The sequence below is a fragment of the Phocaeicola barnesiae DSM 18169 = JCM 13652 genome (assembly GCF_000374585.1).
GTDB lineage: Bacteria > Bacteroidota > Bacteroidia > Bacteroidales > Bacteroidaceae > Phocaeicola > Phocaeicola barnesiae.
Genome location: NZ_KB894666.1, coordinates 1 through 22,365, shown reverse-complemented (window position 1 = coordinate 22,365; position 22,365 = coordinate 1). Strand labels below are relative to the sequence as shown.

Genomic DNA, 22,365 nt, shown 5'->3' with positions numbered 1-22,365 from the left:
TCAAAAGGTCAAAATCGAACTCCATATATAATTCGCGCACGCGCGAGTACTTCCGAGAAACAGAAAACGAACGCACGTTTCCATCCAAACGAACGCACGTTTTATTGAAAACGAACGGACATCTTTATCGAAACAAACGGACGTTTTCTTGCAATAAAAGTCAAACGGTGAAACTGGTCGTTTTTTCATCGAAAAAATGGCTTTTCAGGCATTAATTTGTACTTTTGTCAAATCAAACCACGCTCAACCATCAAAACATGAAGAACAACATCCTATATTACCTGACGATTCTCCTTTGTGTATATCCTTTCCAAAAGCATTTCGCTGCTACAGGGTGGAACAATTTCATTTTAAACTTCGATAAAGGGACCTACGGAAGAGGAAGTCAGACGTGGCAAATAGCCCCTTACGACAGCAAATGGATATACTTTGCGAATAAAAACGGCATTTTACAGTTTGACGGTAATGCCTGGGATGTTTTGCCATTGAACAACCGGATGGATGTACGTTCTGTCTCTGTATCCGCCGACAGAAAGCGAATCTATGCCGGTGGAATCAATGAATTCGGCTACTTCCAGCCCAACGAAGAAGGCACACTGACATATCATTGTCTGTCCGATTCATTAGAAACGACCAAACGTCTGATTGGAAACGTATGGGGAATACATGAATCTGAAAATACCCTATATGTACAAGGAGACGAATGTGTATTGAAATGTAGGGACGGGGAAAATACACTCATCGGAATTGACGCCAAAATAGACTGCTCGAACATAGTGAACAATGTGCTGTATATCGGGACCGACAAAGGTATCTGGTTTCTGACAGGAAATTCATTCTTTCCGCTGCAAGGCGCAGAAAGACTGGCACAGAAAAGAATCAGAAGCATCCTCCCCTACAAAGAAGGTATACTGGTTGTCACCGCCTATGACGGATTATACTACTGCCATGACCAATTGATGGAAAATTTCACAACCGGAGCCGAAGAGTTCATGAAAAGAAACGAAGTTTTCTGCGCTGCCGAGCACAACGGGCAGCTAGCTTTAGGTACCATACACAAAGGAATCCTGCTGATAGACACCTCCACCATGCAACTGAAATATTTTGATGAGCATAACGGCCTGCATAACAACACTGTCCTTTCTGTAGCTTTTGACATCAACGGGAATCTATGGTCAGGACTGGACAGCGGTATCGACTATGTATACCTAAGTTCACCTTTTACCAACCTATATTCCTATCCCTACTCTTACGGAGCCGGATACACAGCTGCCGTAAAAGACGGAATTTTATATCTAGGAACCAACCGGGGACTATACTATGTGCCTTATCCGGTGAAATTCGGAGAAGAGCAGCCGGAAATTAAGGCCGTACCATCATCCAGCGGACAAGTATGGGGCCTCAACCACATAGGAAACAAGTTATTCTGTATGCACGACCGTGGCATCTTTCTGATAGAAGGTACATTCATGAAACGTATACCGGGTATCATTGGTGCCTGGTGCTGTCAACCTGTATCCGGACACCCTGACCAATTGTATGTAGGAGCCTACAACGGCATATACCTACTTGTCAACAAGGAAGGCACATGGCAGATAAGTCACAAAATAGAAGGATATACTTCTTCCAGCCGCATTTTCGAACAAGAAACAGACCGGATAATCTGGGTGTATCAGACAGACCATGTAACACGGCTGGAACTGGACGACCAACACACGAAAATGCTGAATCAACGGGAATATGGAGTGACAGAAGGCTTTCCGACAGACCGGAACATGGTGGTTTCCAGGCTAAAGGATTCAATCTGCTTTGCCACCCCTGAGGGTATCTACCGCTATAACGCCGACAAGGACCGTATGGAGCCATGGGTATCCATGAACCACGCATTGAACGGTGAAACAGCCTATACCCGTCTGCTGAGCGGCAAGAACCACCTCGTCTGTCTGAAACCCTACGAACTCTGTTTCTCCAATCTGGACATTTACAAACAGGGGGTGGGGCTCAGCATCTTCCCCATCCGGAAAAGCCTGATTGAACTGGTTCCTGATTTTGAGGCCATCATACCAGTCACTGATTCCTTAATGATTATTCCTAATGAAAACGGCTTTGCCTTGTTCTCCCTCCCCCATTCAAACAAGCATCATGAAATTTCCCAGGAATTATGTATCAAGAAAATGTATCTGACAAGCGGGAAAGATTCCCTGATTTATACAGCCAACTATCTGAGGCAGAAGAATTTTCCTGTAATTGACTATAAGTTAAATTCTGTTCGTTTCGACTATAACCTCTCAGCGTTCGAAAAGAACGACATCCGCTTCAGATACCGGTTGAATGAGGAACCTTGGTCTGAAAATACCATAAGCCGTACCAAAGAATACAGCAACCTCCCCGAAGGAGAATATACCTTCGAAGTAAAAGCCATTTTCCCTGACGGAAGAGAATCATACGATTCCATCAAGTTCAAAGTACTGCCTCCATGGTACCGTACACTACTTGCATACATTTGTTATTCCCTGTTGAGTGTCTTCATACTATGGAGCATCTACCGATGGGATGAGATGCGTCTGAAACGGAAAAAGCTACAGGCCGTAAAAGAAAAGGACAAACGTATGCAGGAGATGGAAGAAGAATACGAACAGGAAAAGGAACGGCAGGAAAAGCAGATTATGCAGCTGGAAAAGGAAAAGCTGGAGTACGACCTCCAACACAAAAGTCAGGAAATGGCAAACCTGATGATAAACTTCCTACGGAAAAACGAGATGCTTACAGAAATCAAATCGGAAATCATGAAAGTAGCCTCCAAACTAACCGGTGAAGGTGCCAGTGAAGGAAAAAAACAGCTGATTCTAATCAACAACAAGATAGACTCAAATATCCAAAGTGACGAGGTACTGAAACGTATTGAAGACCAGTTCGACCTCATCCATAACAACTTCATGAAACGCCTGCACGAGAAACATCCGGACCTATCCAACAATGAAAGGATGATGTGCGCCTATCTGAAGATGAATCTCTCTACCAAAGAAATCGCTCCTTTGTTGAACATTTCCGTACGTGGTGTAGAAACCATCCGCTACCGGCTACGGAAGAAATTCCACCTGGAAAGGGAGGAAAGCCTCACCGACTACCTGTCCAACAAGCTCTAAGGTCCTTTGTGTGTTAATGTACTATAAAGCAGAACAGCCTGGATACTCATCCACGGCCATTCGTAAATTTATGTTATAGAACATAAACTGACGTAATCAATAGAAGTATATTGTTATAACTGATAATCAATGAGATATGTAAAATTGACGTATTAATAACGTATTTGATATACCTCCTTGACGTAATTATGCAAGGAGGTTTTAACAACATCTTATGCTTTTTCAATGTATGTTTGCGGTGTTCCAATCGGAACATAACGCGAATTGTTAATCTTTAATTTATTAAAACTTATGAAAAAGCTATTATCAGTTTTATTCTTACTGAGCTTTGCCTTGGCTGCTGTATATGCGCAGAATATACAGGTAAAAGGTACGGTAATAAGTGCTACAGACAATGAGCCATTACCCGGAGTAAACGTATCAGTAAAGGGGAACACTACCATCGGTACCATCACCGACTTTGATGGTAACTTCATTTTGTCCGTTCCTTCGGACGCTACATTACAAGTTTCTTTCATCGGCTTCAAGACTGAAGAGATTCCGGTAGCGGGGAAACCGGAAATCCGGGTTGTGCTGAAAGAAGATACAGAAACCCTGGAAGAGGTCGTGGTAGTAGGTTATGGTGTACAGAAAAAAAGTGTGGTAACTGCATCCATCGCCAAAGTATCATCGGACGACCTGGCAGCCACAGCTCCTGTGCGTATGGATAACGCATTGAAAGGTCTGGCGGCCGGTGTTACAGTCACCTCATCTTCCGGCCAACCGGGCGCAGCCGCACAAATCCGTGTACGTGGTATCGGTACCATCAATAATTCTGACCCGCTTTATATCGTCGACGGTATGCCGATTGAAGGTGGTCTGGATTACCTGAATCCGAACGACATCCAGTCTATCGAGGTATTGAAAGATGCCGCTTCGGGAGCCGTATACGGTGCTCGTGCAGCCAACGGTGTAATCCTGGTCACTACCAAGACCGGTAAATTGGGAAAGACCAAAGTTACATACGATTTCTCTTACGGTTGGCAAAGTGCCTGGAAGCACCGTGACGTTTTGAACGCTACCGAATATGCCCTCATGATTAACGAAGGTCTGGTAAATGCCGGCATGGCACCTATCTACAACGACCCGTATTCATACGGTGAAGGAACAGACTGGCAGAACGAAGTATTCAATGACAACGCTCCTGTCATGAATCATCAAATCAGCGTAAGCGGTGCCAGTGAAAAGGTAAGCTACCTGCTTTCTGCCGGATATTATACACAGGATGGTATTGTCGGCGGTAACTTCGGCCGTTCCAATTATGAACGTCTGACCCTTCGCAGCAACAATACTTATACACTATTTGACGAGAGCAAGAACCGTAACTGGCTGAACAGTTTCAAGATTACATCCAACCTGTCATACGCCCGCATCAAGAGTACAAGCATCGATGCCAACTCCACATGGGGCTCCCCGTTAGGTTCAGCCCTGTCTCTCTCACCGATTCTGACCGTTTACGATGAAGGTGACGCCGCTCAGGCACAGCTGGACAAATACGCAGGCTCGGCCAACTACACACCGTTCTATGACCCAAGAAACGGCAAGCTGTTCATGATACCGGGTTCGGAATACGGCGAAATGACCAACCCGATTGCCAACCTTTCCTTACCTGGAACAGAAGGATGGAGCCACAAGTTCGTGGCCAACTTCTCGGCAGAACTCCAGCTCTGGGATAACCTGAAATTCAGAACATCTTACGGTGTAGACCTCTCTTTCTGGGGAAACGACGGTTATACACCTATCTATTACTTGCGCGACGGTGGATTCTCCACCCGTTCTACAGCCTTCTCTGAGAAGCACGACGGTACTGTATGGCAGTTGGAAAACGTCTTGATGTACGACAAGACCATCAACCAGCATTCGTTCTCTGTCATGTTAGGACAATCAGCCAAGAAAAGCAACGGTTCCTACCTGTACGGTTCACGTAACAACATCATCAATTACAGCCGCCCGTATCTGGACGGAAGTACCGGATTGGCAGCCGACGGAGACCAAAGTGCATCGGGTGCTCCATCAGAAGTAGCTACCCTGGCCTCACTCTTTGCACGCGCCAGCTACAACTACGACGAACGCTATATGCTTCAGGTGACAGTCCGTCGGGACGGTTCTTCACGCTTCGGTTCGAATAACCACTATGCAGTCTTCCCTTCCTTCTCTTTAGGATGGAACCTGACAAACGAAAAGTTCATGGAAAAACGTCCGGACTGGCTGACCAGTACCAAAGTACGTTTCTCTTGGGGTAAAAACGGTAACGAAAACATCGGTAATTTCCGCTATACCGTATTGGCCGTAACAGGGAACAATGCCATCTTCGGCTCGAACGAGCAGGTAACCATCGGTTCAAAAGCCAGCGGACTGGCCAATCCGGACCTGAAATGGGAGGAATCGGAACAATATGACTTAGGTGTAGACTTCGGCTTCTTCAACAATGCGTTGACATTTACTGCCGACTACTACAAGAAAATCACGAACGGAATGTTGATGGAAATGAATATTCCATCGTATGTAGGCGAATCCAAACCGATCGGCAACGTGGGAAAGATGGAAAACAGTGGTGTCGAAATGGAAGCTTCCTATAAATTCAATGTAGGCGATTTCAATTTCCGTGTAGGCGGTAACCTGACTTACCTGCACAACAAACTGATAGAATACGGTAATGACTCCGGTTGGGCCAACCTTGACTCTTTCCAGGGAACAGGAACCATCAGCCGTGCTGAAAACGGAAAGCCGTTCCCGTTCTTCTACGGCTACAAGACTGCCGGTATCTTCCAGAACATGGAGGAAGTCAACTCCTACACCAATGCAGAAGGCGGTCTGATTCAGCCGGATGCTGTTCCGGGCGATGTACGTTTTGTCGATGTCAACGGTGACGGACAGATTACGACCGACGACCGTACAGACATCGGTAAAGGTATGCCGGACTGGACCTTCGGTTTCAACGTAAATGCCAGCTGGAAGAATTTCGACTTCAGCATGATGTGGCAAGGAACCATCGGCAATGACATCTACGATGCTACCCGCCGTACAGATATTTCAGCCACCAACCTTCCGTCGTGGATGCTGGGCCGCTGGACCGGCGAAGGAACATCAGACCGTATTCCACGCTTTGTACGCGGCGATAATGTCAACTGGCAGTCTTCCGACCTGTATGTATACGATGGCAGTTATCTCCGTCTGAAGAACATCCAGTTGGGTTACACCCTGCCTAAGCACCTGACTCAGAAAGTATTCATCTCTTCATTGCGCGTTTATGTAGCAGCCGAGAACCTGCTTACTTTCACCAAATATCACGGTTTCGACCCTGAAATCTCATCCGGAGGTACCTCACTCGGTATCGATTACGGTGTATACCCGCAGGCAAGAACCTGGACAATCGGTGCAAACCTTTCATTCTAACCCTTAAACATAACAATTTATGAAAAGATATAAACATATTGCAGCAAGCTTGATGGCAACTGCTTTTTTAGCGACAGGATGTTCAGATTCATTTCTGGAAGTCACCTCTCCTACCCAAGAATTCATTGACACCTATTATACAACCGATGCTCATATCCAAGAAGCTGTAGTCGCCGCATACGACCCGCTGCACTGGACAGACTGGGGCATGAACGAATACAATCCCGTCACACTGATGAGTGACATCATGGCCGATGACCTCTGGATTGGTGGTCAGGACCGGACAGACAATCAAGCCTGGCATCTGATGATGAACTTTGAAGCTATTCCTACCAATGTAATCAAAGGACTCTGGTCAGTAGCCTACAGTGGCGTAAAACGCAGCAATGACGTACTTACCTATCTGGAATGGGCCGGTGAAAACGTAACGACAGAAAACCGTGCATATTATACAGCCCAAGTACTGACCCTACGTGCCCTCTACTACAACTGGTTGTGGAAATTCTGGGGAAACATTCCTTATTACGATGTCAATCTGACAGCTCCTTACCTGGCAGAACAATTGCCGGCAGACCAGATTTATGAAAAAATAATAGCCGACCTGGACAATGTCATATCCATGAATGTATTGCCAATGCGTGAAACTTCTGAAAATTACGGCCGCGTTACAAAAGCCATGGCCTACATGCTTTATGCAGAAGTCGTAATGTATCAGAACGATGAAAGCCGTTACGACAAAGCCCTCCAATACATGCAGGAAATCATCAACAGCGGAGAATATGATCTGGTAGACGACTATGCAGGCATCTTCAAGGAATCCGGAGAGTGGAACAAAGAATCCATTTTCGAAGTGAACTATACCGACGACAATGCCGTACGTTCCTGGAGCGCTCCGCTGACAGCCGGCGGTACTGTACTTCCTACCCTTATCAGCCCGCACACCTGGCCGGACGGTACTGACGGACACGACCAGGGATGGGGATTCTGCCCGGTACGCCTTGAGACCTATGAACGCTATGCCAACAACGATACCCGCCGTGACGCTACATGCTGGAACGCCGGAGCCTTAGGTGTAGATTACAACAAACGCTATCAGGACACTGGACTGTTCCTTGAAAAATACGCGGCGCTGACTGGTAACAACAAAGACCAGAAAGCCGATGCTCAGCTGAACTGGAACAACAACCTGCGTATCTACCGGTTCTCTGAAACCTTGCTGAACGCAGCCGAACTGATTGCCCGCGGAGCAGGCTCGGGAGATGCCAAGCTCTATCTGAACAAGGTACGTAAACGTGCCGGACTGGTAACTGAACTTGAGCCGACCATAGACAATATCATCGAAGAACGTCATCTGGAATTTGTAGGTGAAGGAAAACGCTATTGGGACCTTATCCGTACCGGTAAAGCCAGCAGTGTACTGGTTCCTGACGAATATGGGTACCGTACCAATACCTGGACCGAAAACAAAAAATACCTGCCGATTCCGCAAAGTGAAATCGATGCAGCACAAGGTACTCTGACCCAGAACAATTATTAACCCTTAAACAGCTAGAATCATGAAAAAAATATATCACCACATCGGATGTATGGCATTGACCATCGCCATGACCTGCGGCTTCAGCGCATGTTCACCGGAAGAATTTGCCGCTCCCAGTGAAGAAGGGATTCCTGTAGTTTCTGCCTACGAAGACGGGATACGGATAGATGTCAACCAAGAAACGAACTACGTAACCTTCTCGTTCGAAGGAGAAGGAGTCATGCCCGTCTGGATTATCGACGGTCAATACTCCACCTCGTTCTCTGTTACAAAATATTACCGGAAAGCCGGCGATTATACGGTCGACGTCAAATTCACCAACGCCAATGGCATGAGTGACGGGACGATCACAAAGACCTTCCACATTGACAAGACTATCATGAACGGGTTCGCCGGATTCAAGTATGACACCGAATTCAATCTGTGGAAGAGCGCTACCATCGGCACACCGACCTTCTATTATGCCCCGGGATGGACACAGATAGCCGACCCCGCTTATAAAGCAGAAGGTACAGGCTACAAGGTAACCCTTCCGGAAGCCACCACAGAAACCTGGCAGGCACAGATGATGCTGCCTACCAACCTTTCATCGGAAGCATCGAAGCACTATGACTTCTCTACCATCCTGACATCGACCACAGACCATCCGCATGTCATGGTAAAACTGGTAGACAGCACAGATGACAACGTATTCTTCTTTGCCCAGACCATTGCGCTGACAGCCAACGAACCGGTCTGTTTCTGGAAAAGTGACATGGAGGGACTCGACATTGCGAACCTGAAACTCGTTCTCGACTTCGGAGGTAATGCCGCCAACACGGAAGTGACCTTTGAAGATATCGTATTCAAAGACCATGCAAACGATGACGGTACCATCGTTCCGTCGGAAGAACAGGTACCGGAACCTAACTGGAGTGCTGTAGACAGTGCAGACAACCTGTGGAACGGAATCAATTACACCACTTCCTTCTACTATGCACCGGGATGGAGCCAGATAGCAGACCCGACATTTACTCCGGAAGGAACACAGTATTCCTTGACTTTCCCGGAAGGAACCAGTGAACAATGGCAGAACCAGGTAACTTTCACTACCGAAAACCTGACTACCAGTGCTTCTGAAAACTATGACTTCCGTGTCAGCCTGAAAGCCAACCAGAACATTACCGGAGTCACAGTAAAACTGGCACAGACAGACGATGACAACGTATTTCTCTTCATGGAGCGCTACGACCTGACTGCCAACGAAGAATGCATCGTCAAGATTATTGACGTAGAAGGAGTGGACATCAATCCGGCCAAGCTCATCTTCGACTTCGGCGGAAATCCGGCAGGAACAGAAGTTGTCATCAAAGATATCATTCTACAAACCCATAAAGACTGAGTATGTACACGAGAAAACATGTACAACATCCGTTGTGGCTACTGATCTGGTGGATTATCTTCACCAGCTGTAGCTCCAACAACGGAGATCCCACAGCCGAAGTTTCTGACATCGAAGTCTCTCCTACCCAACTGACACTATCTTACCAGGGAGAATCAGCTATCCTCAGCGTAAAAGCCGGACAAGACTGGACGGCCTACAGTGACAATGATTGGATAGACTGCCATGTCCGAATGAGCGATGGCCTCGTAGAAGTCTCAGCCTCGGCCAATACCGACTACCAATCCCGTGAGGGGTTGGTAGTGGTAAAATCCGGTAGCACCCGAATATCCGTTCCAGTCATTCAAGAAGCAAAACCAGCAATCAAAGACCCTGACATTACAGCTCCTGAAGGCTACAGACTGGTATGGAACGACGAATTCAATGAAGGTGAACATCCTGACCCCCAAAACTGGTATTACGAAACCGGCGGAGGCGGATGGGGAAACAATGAACTGCAGACCTACGTAGCCGGCACCCAGAACGGTGAACAACTGGCTGCCGTAGCCAACGGTATCTTGACCATTACTGCTAAAAAGATAGGAGCAACAGTATACTCCATCCGGATGAATACCACTGAAAGCTGGAAATACGGTTACTTCGAAGCTCGTATGAAACTACCGGAAGGCAAAGGCACCTGGCCCGCATTCTGGATGTTGCCTGAAGACTTTGTCACCTGGCCGGACGACGGTGAAATCGACATCATGGAAGAAGTGGGTTACGACCCGAACGTAGTGGTTTCTACCATCCATTGCAAGGCCTACAACCATGGAATCGGAACCCAGAAGACCGATAACATGCTGGTTTCCACCGCCCAGAGCGATTTTCACATCTATGCGTTGGAATGGACTGAAGACTTCATCCGCACCTATGTAGACGGAAAAGAAATCTTCTACTTTGCGAACGACAAGACAGGCAACAAAGACACATGGCCGTTCGATGTACCGTTCTATCTGAAACTCAACCTGGCATGGGGAGGGAATTGGGGAGGTGCCCAAGGAACAGACGAATCTGTATTACCGGCCCGATATGAGATTGACTATGTACGTGTATTCCAAAAGAAATAACTAAAAGCAAGTACAATGAAAAAGATTTGGTTTACCCTATTCACCTTGTTAGCATTCCTGACAGGATGTGCTTCGCAGGACGGAATCACCATCAAGCGTTCCTCTGAAGGCTTCAAACTGTTCATCAATGGAGAAGAAACTTATATTAAAGGAGTGGGAGGAACATCCAGACTGGACATAGCCCGTGAAAATGGAGCGAATGCATTCCGGACCTGGGGAGGAAGTGTCGATGAAGTCAGACAGATACTGGCTTTGGCCCAGCAGAACAACATGTATGTGATGCAGGGTATTGACCTGACCAAAGACTCTTTGCTCTATTTTGATGAGGCCTACAAGGAAAACAAACGGAACGAAGTACGTATGTTGGCCGAGACTTTCAAAGACAACCCCAATCTACTGGCTTGGGGAGTAGGAAATGAAATAGAACTGGGAAATGCAGACATGAAGGAAGCATGGTGCTTTCTGGAAGAACTGGCACAGATTATCCAGTCGGTAGACAAACGCCATCTGGTGGCAACCGTCATTTCATACAACCCTTCGGCACTGGATTCTATCGCCAAATATGTCCCTTCACTGGACTACGTAGGAATCAATGTATACGGACCGATGGATAAAGTTGCCGACGCAGTAAATTCATCCACCTACCAAGGTCCCATCATGATTACCGAATGGGGGCCTACCGGCTGGTGGGAAACACCTTCTACCGAATGGAAAGCTCCAATCGAACAGACCAGCGAAGAAAAAAGGCAGGTGTACGAAGAACGATATACCCACTATATCCAGAAAAATCCACGTTGCCTGGGTTCTTTTGTCTTCTTATGGGGACAAAAGGAAGAACGGACCCCTACCTGGTTCAGTATGTTTGTAGAAGATAAAGTGGAAGGTCTGCCCCTCTCCGGAGAAAAGACTCCGATGGTGGAAGCCATGCAACGGGTATGGACGGGAAAAGAACCCGGCCAAACGGCCCCTGTCATCCGGAAAAGCCTTACCATCAACCAGAAGCAAGCCATAGAGAACGTAAGTGTCAAGACCGGCACCCCGTTTAAAGCCCAGGTTGAGGTAACAGACAAGGAAGGTGATAGACTGACCTATGTATGGGAAATCCTGAAAGAAGCCACCGTACTGGGATTCGGCGGTTCCTACGAGCCTCGTCCGGAACGGATAGGTCAGGTCAGCATTACCGAAACCAATGAGTATGAAGGCAACATCGGGACACCGGGACAATACAGACTGTATGTGTATGTAAAAGACTCCACCGGTTTTGTCTCTACCACCAACATTCCTTTCCAGGTTACCGAATAACCGGATTCCGGTAAAAAGGATGAGAAAGTATTTGTATTTAACAGACTTAAGACAGTATCATGAGAACAATGAAATTTATATCGGCAGCTTTCGCTCTTCTGCTGGGAGTAACTTCCTGTCAGCAGAAACAAGAAAATCCGGAAGCTGTCATCGAACAAAAAGTAGATGCACTGTTGTCACAGATGACACTGGAAGAAAAGCTTGGACAGATGAACCAGATTTCCTCCTACGGAAACATCGATGACATGATAGCCCTCATTAAGAAAGGAGAAATAGGCTCTATCCTGAACGAAGTAGACCCTGCCCGTATCAACGCACTGCAACGTGCGGCTGTACAGGAATCCCGCCTCGGCATCCCACTGTTGATAGCACGCGATGTGATTCACGGTTACAAGACCATCTTCCCCATTCCACTGGGACAGGCCGCTTCCTTCGACCCGCAAGTAGCAGAAGACGGAGCACGTGTGGCAGCTATCGAAGCCTCCTCTGTAGGCATCCGATGGACCTTTGCCCCCATGATTGACATAGCTCGTGACCCACGCTGGGGACGTATTGCCGAAGGGTGTGGAGAAGATACCTACCTGACTACCGTTATGGGAGCAGCCATGGTAAAAGGATATCAGGGAGACTCACTGAACGATCCGACGTCCATCGCTGCCTGTCCCAAACACTTTGTCGGCTATGGAGCCACTGAAGGAGGCCGTGACTACAACTCTACCTTCATCCCAGAACGAAGGTTACGCAATGTCTATCTGCCCCCCTTTGAAGCAGCCGCAAAAGCAGGAGCAGCTACCTTCATGACTTCATTCAACGATAACGACGGAGTACCATCTACCGGAAACACCTTTATCCTCCGCGATGTGCTGCGTGGTGAATGGGGATTCGACGGTATCGTTGTAACCGACTGGGCTTCCGCTGCCGAAATGATGAACCACGGATTTGCAGCCGATGAAAAAGAAGTAGCTCAGAAAGCGGTCAACGCCGGTGTCGACATGGAGATGGTAAGCTACACCTTTGTTAAAAAACTACCGGAACTGATAAAGGAAGGTAAGGTGCAAGAAGCTACCATAGACAATGCTGTACGTAACATTCTGCGTATCAAATATCGTCTGGGACTGTTTGACCAACCGTATATAGACGAAAACAAAGATGTAATGTATGCTCCAGCCCACTTGGAAGCTGCCAAACGTGCAGCTGTTGAATCGGCTATTCTGTTGAAAAACGAAAAACAGACACTTCCACTAGGAAATTCCATAAAGACCGTTGCCATTATCGGTCCGATGGCTGATGCTCCCTATGAACAAATGGGTACTTGGGTATTCGACGGCGAAAAGAGCCATACAGTTACTCCACTGACAGCCATCCGTGAACAATTCGGTGATAAGGTACAAGTATTGTACGAACCAGGACTGGGATACAGCCGCGACCGTAACACAAGCGGTATTGCAAAAGCTGTTTCAACAGCCTCACGTGCCGATGCCGTACTGATCTTTGTAGGCGAAGAAGCCATTCTATCCGGTGAAGCACACTGTCTGGCAGACCTGAACCTGCAAGGAGCACAGTCCGAGCTGATTGAAGCTGTAGCTAAAACCGGAAAGCCATTGGTTACCGTTGTCATGGCCGGCCGACCATTGACCATCGGTAAAGAAGTAGAACTTTCCGATGCCGTTCTTTATATGTTCCATCCGGGAACCATGGGTGGACCGGCACTGGCAGACCTGTTATGGGGAGAAGCCGTTCCAAGTGGAAAAACGCCTGTCACCTTCCCGAAAATGGTAGGACAAATTCCGGTATATTACGCACATAACAATACCGGACGCCCAGCCACCAAGAAAGAAACACTGCTGGATGATATTGAAGTAGAAGCCGGACAAACTTCATTGGGATGTACTTCCTTCTATATGGATGCCGGATTCGATCCGCTGTTCCCCTTCGGATACGGATTGTCTTATACTACTTTTGCCTACTCCAACATCAAACTGTCAGCAACAGATTTGAAAAAAGATGATGTACTGACCATCACATTCGACCTGGAAAATACCGGCAGTTATGAAGGAACAGAGGTAGCCCAACTCTATGTACAAGATAAGGTCGGTTCCGTTACCCGTCCGGTCAAAGAATTGAAACGCTTTGCCCGCATTACTCTGAAACCGGGTGAAAAGAAAAATGTATCGTTCGAACTTCCGATAAGCGAACTGGCTTTCTGGAACATCGACATGCAACACACGGTGGAAGCCGGTGACTTCAATCTATGGGTAGCCCCTGACAGCCAAAGTGGAACTCCGATTACCTTCAAGGTAACAGACTAATAACTGATAAACATGCTGACAATAAAAAATCCGGCTCTTGGAAAGCAATCCAACGAGACCGGATTTTTTATATTTCCGACTGCATCAGGAATGATACAAGCCAATGTCCAAATCGGCCACACAGAGGGAATCAAAGAGAACGACCTTTGAACACACGGCTCTGTGACAACGGAAGAATTCTTCCTTCGAGAGTAATACGGTTAGAATTCAAATTAGGCAGAATATTGACAGTCGCCTTGTTACTGCCCTCATAAAGCGTGATATCCACTGTTGCCGAGATACCTGTTCCCATCACAGCCATAGAAAGTACGATATCGCCTCTCTTGGTCTTCTTGACATCATATTTTGAGAATCCGCCTTCTACTGTCACTCCGCCCACACCGTTCGGACCGGCAGAAGGAATATTAAAGGCAACCTGAACCACCGCCTTATCGTTTTCTACAGAGACAAAGTTGGTATTTGAATTTACATAAGCATTTTCTCCCCGCTTGAATACCACCCTGTCGGCCTCCAGGACAAATGCTTTTTCATTGATAGCCTGCTCTGCCGAAACAAATTGAAGACTATCTACCCGCGCAGCCAAAGCTTTTTTCTCTTTCTTTGTCAGTTTTCTCTCTGTATCCTGTGCAGAGACGGTACCTGCCAACATCAGTGCCAGCAAGGTTAACATACACACTAAAGTTCTCATTGTTTTCTGTTTTTTTATGTTTGCTATATTCAGTCAATTGCTCCATTGGCAATTCGCAAAAGTACACATATTCTTGAAAGAAGCAATCTTTTTAATCGAAAAAAGGGATGACAACAGCCACAACGTCTGTTCGTTTATCAATAGCGATATCAGAGACCTGTATCATACACAGACAAAAGATTGACGAAAAGTAAAAGAGAATCAGTCAGAAACAGGCTTTCCAAAACAAACACTAGCAGTTTTCTAGAAGATTCATACAATTTCTAAATCTTTCATAACAAAAATAAAGAAGATTGTTCTATATTTGTGACTGACAAGATTCAGGAAAGCTGTTCCGATTCCACCGAAAACAAAGCATCCTAATCGAGCAAACCATACATAACCCAAAAATCTTAACTATGGAAGAAACAGCACTACTTGCCCCACTGTTGCTGACCATTGCCGGCCTGACAGTTGGAGCCATCTTCAAATCATTATTCCAACGGACACGCATTCCCTACACCGTCGGATTATTTGCCATCGGACTAGCTGCCGGTATCATGAACCGCATGGGAGTATTTCATGGGATGCCTCAATTCAGTGCGGCACTTGACAGCGTGGCAAACATCAATCCGGACCTGATTCTCTACATCTTTTTACCGATTCTTATCTTCGATGCAGCCTATGAACTGAATCTACACATTTTCAAGAAGACTTTAACTAACGCTACCCTGCTGGCAGCACCAGGACTGATTATCTGTATGATATTAACAGCCGGTGTACTGATGGCTATCAGCTTCTTCGTTCCAGGCTACGAGAAATGGACCTGGGCATCGGCCTTGATGTTCGGAGCCTTAATCAGTGCAACAGACCCGGTAGCTGTTGTCGCCCTACTCCATGAACTGAAGACCAGTAAACGGTTCTCCACATTGGTAGACGCAGAATCACTGTTGAACGACGGTACCGGTATCGTCTGCTTCATGCTTTTCTATGGCATCACCGTCTGGGGACGGAACGACGAGCTTACTCCAATCCTCGAATTCTGTCAGGTAGTGGCAGGGGGAGCTATCCTGGGGTTTATCGCCGCGCGCCTGGTTATCTGGTTCATAACCCGGGTGAATTCAGAAGAAATGATACAGAACAGTGTCATCATACTATCCGCCTACCTGGTATTTATTCTGGCCCAACTTTACCTGGGAATCTCAGGCGTCATCGCACTGGTAGCTTTCGGCTTGACCATCGCCTACGTAGGGAAACCCCGACTCAAACCTCAGGTAAACATCTTTATGGGAAGCTTTTGGGAGTTACTCACTTACATAGCCAATACGCTTATCTTCATCATTGTAGGCATAGTGATAGCCGAAAAAGTGGACTTTTCGTGGTCACATTGCGCAATACTGCTACTGGTGTACATAGCCTTGAACATCATCCGATACATCACTATCATGATGCTCTACCCCATCATGAAACGTTCTGGGTATGGACTGAACAAGAAAGAATCCATTATCCTTACCTGGGGCGGCCTGCGTGGCGCACTGGGCATGACACTGGCACTGATGGTTTCATACACCCCAGCCATCCCTGAAGAAATACGGAGCCAGGTGTTGTTCTTCACGGCAGGTACAGTTACCCTCACCCTCTGTATCAATGCTACCACCATGCGATGGCTGCTCAACAAGTTAGGACTGATATACATACCGACCGCCCGTACCATGATGGAGAACAAGATTCAAAACCTGTTGCACGAGAATTCGGAACAATATCTCGAACGGTTGAAAACACGGGAAGCGCTGAACGGTGCGAACTGGGAAAAGGTAAGTCAATATGTTACCGCTTCGCCGAGTGCCCAGGAAGCTACGCCTATGGCCAACGATGTCATGAACGAAATCAGACTACGCGTACTGGATAAAGAAAAGATGTTCCTGCACCAGATATACGATGAAGGTATCATCTCAAAGACTTCATTCATGCAACTCAGCAATTCACTGGATGAACTATACGACCATGACGGAAGTTACGCGCTGGATACCCGCACGTCCATCTTCAACTTCTGCAACCGGACCTTCATCCTGGACGGTATGCAGCGAATTCCTAAAATCGGTTCATGGATCAGCTTCTATTTCAAGGAACGCATCGGTGTAGTCCATGACCTGGGAAGAGGATTCATTATCCTACAAAAAGAGGACTTGAAGCTTTTGGACGATTTGGAGGGTTCCAACATGTTGAGCGGTGAACAGAAAGTTGTACTGAAAACCCTAAGGGCAGAAATACAGCATAATCAGGACACCATGAACGGTATCTTGAATAAACTGGCCAACGACTTCCCGAAAGCCTATAAACACGCTCTGACCCAGAAAGCGACACGTATGCTGCTCTGCAACGAACGGAGGAACATCCGACAGCTACAGACCGACGGTATGCTGTCCGACAAAGATGCCGAACAACTGTATGAACGTGTGGATGAACGTAGCGAAAAGCTCAATTCACTGAGCCATACCATCCCTGCCTCGTTTGTACGCTGGCTGATGTTCAAGAAGAAAAAGGCATAGAAACCTGAAGCAGAAGTATATCGAATTTCCGATTTCCACCGGGCGACCTGTCAATTCCACCTCGTCCGGTGGATTATTTTTCCTCTTTCCCATACGGAAAAGAAATACACGGACTCAATCCGCAGGTGTATTCATTCAGTACTAAATCATTACAAGCATAAAAAATCGCACAAGGCTCCTTCTGTTCAAGTTAGGTTCAAAAGGTTCAAAGGTTCATTATTATTCCCCTTTTCCAGACATGTAGCACCTGTTCATTGATTATCAACATATTGTAATCTTACCCCAATTCATCATATCGCTGTTGGTTTTCTTCTCAGGACTTTTGGCTCTGCAGAAGGATACATACTTAAACATATAAAGATATTTACAATATTCAAGGTATTTTCCAATAGTAGCTCTAACGATATAAAAAGCAAGGGACAAAAAACCGTATCTCTGACAATGGCAAGTTCGCATTACCCCTATTTTAAACTAAGTTGATAACAAGTGCGAAATATGCTTGATGATTATTCTCAAGGGATAATCCATATTAGTTTTTGGGAAAAGTATAAAAAAAAATCCTTTCAAATTCTATTGAAAGGATTTTAATCTGTCAGATTCTCTTAGAGAAAGGGAATCTGACAGATATAATTAAAAGTACAGACTCAATTAATAATTAGGATTCTGGACCAATTTATCGGCTGACAAATCGATTTCATCTTGCGGAATCGGAAGCACAGTACGATAATCATCATAATTGATTGTACCTACATAGTAGTTATTGACAGACATCTTGTTTCTCCAGTAATCGAATGAAACACTATTCTCTGCAAACAATTCAATACGACGTTCCATCAGAATATCTTCCAATGACACAGAAGCAACATCCGTATAATTCTCTATACGCTGTTTTCTAAGCGCATTAATATAACCTGCAGCCTCGCTCGGTTGAACATGAAGCGCAGCTTCTGCCGCTATTAAATAAACTTCTGACAAACGGATAATCTTCGGATTATTGACGTACAGACTATTTTCACGACCAGGATATTTAGCAGGATATTTAGCAGGATAAGTATTCTCCTCACCGCTCTGATCCTTAATCATCTTAGAACGAATATCTTCTGGATGTGTAGATAAATACTGATAAAGAGGTGCAGATTCTACGAACGCACATTCAGCATATCCTTCGCTATCACAATAATAACCGACAGCATTTCGCTGTGCATTATAATTAGTAGTGATACTCAACTCAAAGATGGATTCATCAGTGTATGTCTTCGACCAAGACTCTACATAATTATCTCTCGTATAAAGTTTATACAAAGACGAAGCCATAACTTCTTTTGCGTCAGCCAATGCCAAATCATACTGACCATTGTACAAATAAACACGTGATCTAAGTGCCAAAGCTGCCCAATAATTGATATAACCGTTATTCTTATCTTTCTTAAGCAATGGCAATGCAGTATCGAAATCTGCAAGAATCTGGTCATAAGTTTCTTTCAAAGTAGAACGAGAACCTACATAATCCGTGTCATACACTTCTGTAGAAAGGACAAGACCCGTATTGGCAGCATTCACATCAGCAGCCGCTGTCGGAATAGCACAGAACATACGAGCCAAATCAAAATGTAACATGGCTCTCCAAGCGTAAAGCTGTCCCTTCAAATCGTTGTAGGTAGCTTGTTCAGCTTCACTATACGGAATATTGTCAATCGTTGATAATACCTTGTTTACATTGGCAATTGCCCGATAAAAATAGGTATATGCATAATACGGCTCCTGGTCATATTTTGTCATTGTATAACGTGCAATAGGACCAGCCTGATTATTGTTACTCAATGCATAGAAATCTTCACCACGCAAATCCGCAAAAATAGCGAAATCAGCGCTATAAGTCATTCTATCCTCTGACATCAAATATCCGATACCATTTACTGAATTCTGTAAATCGGTCATTGTCGTAATAGCTTCTTCTACCGGCAATGAAGTTGATGGCATTTTATCCAGGAAATCACTACAAGATGCAAATGACATTCCTAATAACAAGCCTGCTATATATATTTTTTTCATAAACTCTTTTTCTAAAAAATTATAATTCAAAATTCAAACCAAACATGAATGATTTAGTCGGCGGAGTATCTGTCTGGCGATAACCATTAATATCTACATCCGGGTCAATATTATCACTTGCGCAATAAATCATGAACGGATTGCTAGTCTTGAAGAAAACACGCAAATTACTGATATATTTTTTAGAAATAGGAATTCTATAACCGACAGTAATATCGCGCATACGCACATTATCAGTAGACTTAATAGTTCTTGAAGAGAAACGGTCTGAACGATACGGGTTATTATAAATAGGTTTCGGATGGTCAACTATATCGCCTGGTTCTCTCCAATAGTTACCTGCAACTTCCTGAGAAACGTTAAAACTACCCAAACGTACACCATCTGAATAAGTCAAGAAATAACCCGGATAATCGAACAGTGAAGCACCAGTCTGGAATGAGATCATGAAAGACAAATCAAAGTTCTTATAAGTAAAGGTATTGGTCATACCACCCATCCAATCCGGTACAGCTTTACCGACAATTGCTTTTCCGGCTTCATCATAATAATTGGTTACACCTTTAGAATGATCAGCTGGGTCAATCCAAAACTCACCAAGACCTGTTTCTGGATTCACTCCTATCCATTCTGGCAAATAGAATGAATGCATAGATTCATTTTCACGCAAGATATACATGTTACCATCACCGTACATCACATCGTTATGGTTAGGCAATTCTCCAATCTTAACACTCTGACGAGTTACATTGAAACTTGTATTCCAAGTAAAATCCTTAGTAGAAATATTGGTTGAATTAATAGTCAACTCTATACCTTTATTATTTATTTTACCCAGATTTTGCCAGTTAGAAGAGAAACCGGTCACAATACTAGTTGGAACCTCGAACAACAGATCTGTAGTAACCTTACTGTAGTATTCCAATGACATGCTCACCCGATTCAGGAATCCCCAGTCAACTCCGATATTGAAGTTAGCTGATTTTTCCCAACCAAGTTTTGAGTTTCCAGGATTACCCCAGTAAATAGCACTTTGATCACCATAACCGCCACCAAAAGAATATGTGGCCAAATTTGCATAATAATCTCCCGGCAAGTTACCGTTAGTACCATAAGAAACTCTCAACTTCAAATCATTTGCCCATTTATTGTCTTGCAAGAAGTGTTCACCAGCAATTCTCCAGGCACCAGATACAGACCAGAAATTTGCCCAACGATTGTCCTTTCCCAAACGAGAAGAACCATCACGACGGAAACTAGCTGATACATAATATCTGTTATCGAAATTATAGTTGATATTGCCTAAATAAGACATGATAGCAGCTTCATAAAAAGCACTGTAAGTACTATACGGCTGTCCATTTGCCAATTCTGGCAACTTATTAGTAGAATAAGACTTCGCACTCAACGACTGAGACAACAAATAGCGATCTTCTACTTCGTAACCCAACAATCCATTGATATTGTGTGAGCCAAAAGTATTGCTATAATTCAAAGTAGTAGAAGAAGTAAGAGTCTTGTTCGTAGAAACATAACGAGCTCCCAATCCACCTAAAGACTGACCATTTACACTTTCTGGAGCCCAAAATTCACGTTCTTTATTGTCCATGTAATCATAGCCAAAAATAGTACGTGCAGAGAATCCCAATGGCAAAGTTACTGTAGCCTCAACATTTGTCAAGCTACGCATCATGTCAGAATTTACTGTTTCAGCGTTTGGACCGTCTGTTTGACCCAACATCAAATTCGGGTTAGAAATCTGTGCACTGAAAGCCGCATTTGGATTATACGAGCCATCTTCCAATGTAACGGGAGCTGTCGGGTCCATTGAATAAAGAATAGACAACGGAGAAGAAGTACCCAATCCTTGTGCTTGATCATTCTGGTCACGGAAACCAGCTGTATTGGTAAATGACAACATCTGACGGAAACTTAACTTCAACCAGCTATAAGCTTGATGGTCAACATTCAAGCGTCCACTATAACGTTCAAATTCACTACCCTTTACCAGACCTTTAGTCTTATTATAGCCAAAGCCTGCATAGAATTTTGTTTTTTCAGTACCGCCACTTACAGCCACCTGATGGTCAGTAATCATCCCTTTACCATAAACTTCCTTCTTCCAATTGGTATCAATATCAGAACCCGGATTCCAGAAGTATAAAGGAGAAAGTTCATTGGCGAATGAAGCTGCATCAGCCATTGGATGTCCCAAATTCGTATTAGACATATTATTGGCACCCGTAGGGTTAATCTCTGCATAATTTCTCAATGCATCATTATAATATTGCTGAATCTGAGCTGCATTCATAACATTATACTGACTTCCTACAGCCATATCCGTCCAACCGGTTTCCATGTTATAGGTAACCTTAGTCTTACCTTCCTTACCCTGTTTAGTAGTAATAATAACAACACCATTCGCAGCACGAGAACCATACAAAGAAGCGGCAGCAGCATCTTTCAGAATAGTCATGCTTTCAATATCATCAGGATTGATAGATGATAAGATAGACTGAGATTTCAATCCAGAAGTCATATCATCATTAACAACAGCTACACCATCAATAACATACAAAGGTTGTGTAGAACCACTAATAGAACCAATACCACGAATTAAGATTTTTTGATCTGATCCCGGGTCACCTGTTGAAGCACCGACACGTACGCCGGCAACCTTTCCATCCAAAGATTTAACCAATGACTGCTTTTGTGTGCTAATATCAGAAGCCTTCATAACTGAAGCAGATCCTGTAAAAGATGATTTCTTGGCAGTACCGTAAGCTACGACCATTACTTCATCCAACACTTCAGCGTCACTTTTCAAAACAACATTTACATTTGATTTGACATCCACTTTCTGAGTCTGGAAGCCGATGAA

The 22,365-nt window shown here is 45.0% G+C and carries 11 protein-coding genes; 8 read left to right on the top strand and 3 right to left on the bottom strand.

Translation table 11 applies throughout. The features are described 5' to 3' along the window. Window positions 1-257: 257 nt before the first annotated feature. The 7 genes from C510_RS0115450 to bglX all read left to right on the top strand — a co-directional run bounded on the left by C510_RS0115450 (window position 258) and on the right by bglX (window position 14,216). Entirely contained in the window at window positions 258-3,146 is a 2,889-nt protein-coding gene (locus tag C510_RS0115450; RefSeq protein WP_018712178.1) for a triple tyrosine motif-containing protein, read from the top strand. A 291-nt stretch (window positions 3,147-3,437) separates the two neighbouring features. Continuing rightward, window positions 3,438-6,581 carry a SusC/RagA family TonB-linked outer membrane protein gene (locus C510_RS0115445; RefSeq protein WP_025892957.1) on the top strand — a complete coding sequence of 1,048 codons (3,144 nt, stop codon included), beginning with the start codon at window positions 3,438-3,440 and terminating at the stop codon, window positions 6,579-6,581. A 19-nt stretch (window positions 6,582-6,600) separates the two neighbouring features. Continuing rightward, a complete protein-coding gene (locus tag C510_RS0115440; RefSeq protein ID WP_026320256.1) occupies window positions 6,601-8,118 on the top strand; it encodes a RagB/SusD family nutrient uptake outer membrane protein in 1,518 nt (505 codons plus the stop codon). A gap of 19 nt (window positions 8,119-8,137) precedes the next feature. Further along, window positions 8,138-9,499: a hypothetical protein gene (locus tag C510_RS0115435; RefSeq protein ID WP_025892956.1), complete on the top strand. Its 1,362-nt coding sequence runs from the start codon at window positions 8,138-8,140 to the stop codon at window positions 9,497-9,499. 2 nt (window positions 9,500-9,501) lie between these two features. Continuing rightward, complete coding sequence (locus C510_RS0115430) at window positions 9,502-10,605, top strand: family 16 glycosylhydrolase (RefSeq protein ID WP_034776489.1); 1,104 nt, start codon at window positions 9,502-9,504, stop codon at window positions 10,603-10,605. A gap of 15 nt (window positions 10,606-10,620) precedes the next feature. After that, on the top strand, window positions 10,621-11,907 hold the full coding sequence (locus C510_RS0115425) for a glycoside hydrolase family 2 protein (protein WP_025892955.1): 1,287 nt from the start codon (window positions 10,621-10,623) through the stop codon (window positions 11,905-11,907). Between the two features lie 59 nt (window positions 11,908-11,966). Continuing rightward, window positions 11,967-14,216, top strand: a complete 2,250-nt coding sequence (gene bglX / locus C510_RS0115420; RefSeq protein WP_026320255.1) for a beta-glucosidase BglX — start codon at window positions 11,967-11,969, stop codon at window positions 14,214-14,216. A 130-nt stretch (window positions 14,217-14,346) separates the two neighbouring features. Here the strand turns inward: bglX and C510_RS0115415 are convergent, their stop codons facing one another. Then, entirely contained in the window at window positions 14,347-14,904 is a 558-nt protein-coding gene (locus tag C510_RS0115415; protein ID WP_022339366.1) for a DUF4251 domain-containing protein, read from the bottom strand. A 398-nt stretch (window positions 14,905-15,302) separates the two neighbouring features. Here C510_RS0115415 and C510_RS0115410 point away from each other — a divergent pair, with 398 nt between their 5' ends. Next, window positions 15,303-17,432, top strand: a complete 2,130-nt coding sequence (locus tag C510_RS0115410; RefSeq protein ID WP_018712169.1) for a cation:proton antiporter — start codon at window positions 15,303-15,305, stop codon at window positions 17,430-17,432. Between the two features lie 648 nt (window positions 17,433-18,080). On the opposite strand, the gene C510_RS0115405 is transcribed toward C510_RS0115410, so the two are convergent. Together C510_RS0115405 and C510_RS0115400 are read right to left on the bottom strand one after the other, a co-directional pair. After that, window positions 18,081-19,484 carry a RagB/SusD family nutrient uptake outer membrane protein gene (locus C510_RS0115405; RefSeq protein ID WP_026320254.1) on the bottom strand — a complete coding sequence of 468 codons (1,404 nt, stop codon included), beginning with the start codon at window positions 19,482-19,484 and terminating at the stop codon, window positions 18,081-18,083. 19 nt (window positions 19,485-19,503) lie between these two features. Then, window positions 19,504-22,362, bottom strand: a complete 2,859-nt coding sequence (locus C510_RS0115400; protein ID WP_081621860.1) for a SusC/RagA family TonB-linked outer membrane protein — start codon at window positions 22,360-22,362, stop codon at window positions 19,504-19,506. Window positions 22,363-22,365 lie beyond the last annotated feature (3 nt).